This is a genomic window from uncultured Nostoc sp., assembly GCF_964245445.1.
In the GTDB taxonomy this organism is placed as follows: Bacteria; Cyanobacteriota; Cyanobacteriia; order Cyanobacteriales; family Nostocaceae; genus Nostoc.
Map to the genome: position 1 here is coordinate 1 of NZ_CAXTNE010000497.1, position 2,301 is coordinate 2,301.

The following is a 2,301-nucleotide window of genomic DNA, read 5'->3' on the forward strand; positions in this document are numbered from 1 at the left end:
CCATTCCCCACTCCCCATTTCTAAGCAATTAACTGCCAATATTATATTAAATATTTATCTAATATGCGTCACAATTAATACTGCCACCAAAATTCATTGATAAACTACAATCTCTTGTAGGTCTACTGTAGTCAGGGACAGCCAATTGTGGCAACCTTGAATCTTAGTGGCTAGAAGCACCTTGGAGCGGGAATAAAGGAACTTCCACTATGCTGATTTGCCCTCAGTGTAAATTTGAAAATCCCAATAGCAATAAATTCTGTCAAAGCTGTGGCACGTCCCTGACCCACAAGGTCTGTCCTGAATGCAGTACCGATGATGTACCTGTGAATGCACTACGTTGTCATAACTGTGGCACAGAATGTGGAACAGTGTTTTGGGCAATTATTGCTAAGGAAACGACTGCAAGAGCTTTAGGAGTAGAGGAGGATGTGGCAGAAAAGGGAAATGAGGGAAATGAGGGAAATGAGGGAGCAATATCTTCTTCATCTTCTCTATTTGCTAGTTCTCAGATTGCACCAGGCTCCTATTTAGACTCCCAAGAGCGCTATCAATTGTTAGATCCGCTACCTGCTCAAACCGAAATTGCCACCGTTACTGATGTAGGTGTAAAAGTTCTAGACTGCCAGCCGTATCAAATATCACCCATTGAGGCAATACTAGCAAGTCAACAATCGGATTTGCTAACGCCATCAGTGGAAGCAAGTAGAATTCCTCACTTTGCTAAACTTTATATTGCATTACAATACCAAGGTCAGCCGGGGATACCGCCGATTCACGATGCATGGCAGCAGGGAAATATGCAGATAGTCATAATCGAAGACCGCTCACATTGGCAGTTTTTACTCGATTTATGGCAAGAAGAAACCACAAGTTCGTTAAAAATTTTACACTGGTGTTATGAAATGACCCAACTTTGGGCATTATTGGAACCAGTAGGTTGTCGTCAAAGCCTTTTAGATTTGTCGAATTTGCGATTGGATGAAGACCAAACGCTGGCGCTACAAAGGTTATATGTGGAATCATCCAATTCTTTGCCTGTCACCGAGTCGCCAGAAAATGCCGAAGGCGAAACATCTGCTATTCCAGAGCAACCGTTAACCATTCAAGCTTTGGGGCGGGTTTGGCAAGCGCTATTTAGGCAATCTCAACGCACTCAATTTGGCTCTGTAGTCCAGATGTTGGGGGATTTAGAGGTAGGTAAGATTCAGACGATGGCACAATTGCGATCGCGTTTGGAGGAAATCTCTATTGAACTGGAAGCACTAGGAACCGCAACTTTACCCCCAATAAAGGAGAAAAATACTGCTGTGCCAATTATCCCGCAATCAGATGAGCCAGAAGATATCATTAGCAAAATTGATGATATGCCAACTGTTGTGCTGGCGATGCAGTTAAGTAGCTTAGAAGATGCAGGATGCACAGATGTAGGTCGTCAGCGTCATCATAACGAAGACTACTTTGGCATTGAAACCAAAATTCAAAAGCTGGAGTTACCCAAAAGTCGAGTCCTGCAAGGGCATGGTTTGTATATTCTCTGTGATGGTATGGGTGGACACGCTGGCGGCGAGATAGCCAGTGAGTTAGCAGTCAACACCCTACGGCAATACTTTCAAGAACACTGGATTACCAACCAACTGCCAACAGAAGATAACATTCGTGAGGCAGTGTTTTTAGCTAATGAGGCGATTTACAAGCTCAATCAACAAGATGCCCGTTCTGGAGTTGGGCGCATGGGTACAACTCTGGTAATGCTTTTAATTCAAGATACTCAAGCAGCAGTTGCTCATGTGGGAGATAGCCGTCTCTATCGCTTGACGCGCAAGCAGGGACTAGAACAAGTCACAGTAGATCACGAAGTTGGGCAACGGGAAATTACGCGCGGAGTGGAAGCAACCATAGCTTACGCTCGCCCGGATGCCTACCAACTCACCCAAGCTTTGGGGCCTCGTGACGAAAACTCGATTAATCCCGATGTGGGCTTTTTTGAGATCAATGAAGATACTCTTCTGCTGTTGGCATCGGACGGGCTATCAGATAATGATTTAATAGAAACCTATTGGCAGACTCACTTAGAACCATTACTAAGTTCCGGCGTTAACTTAGAACGGGGCGTTACAAACTTAATTGATTTGGCGAACCAGCACAATGGTCACGATAATATTACTGGTATAATTGTTCGGGCAAAAGTGCGCCCAAATTTGGAAAGTTGAAAAATTGGGGACTGGGGATTAGGGACTAGGGACTAGGGACTGGGAACTAGGATAAAATTCTTTATACCCAATCCCCAATCCCCAATCC

General features: G+C 44.3%; 1 protein-coding gene. It reads left to right on the forward strand.

Features of this window, described 5'->3' with window-relative positions:
• The first annotated feature begins 209 nt into the window (after positions 1 to 209).
• Entirely contained in the window at positions 210 to 2,213 is a 2,004-nt protein-coding gene (locus tag ACFE90_RS37785; protein ID WP_375507346.1) for a serine/threonine phosphatase, read from the forward strand.
• Positions 2,214 to 2,301 lie beyond the last annotated feature (88 nt).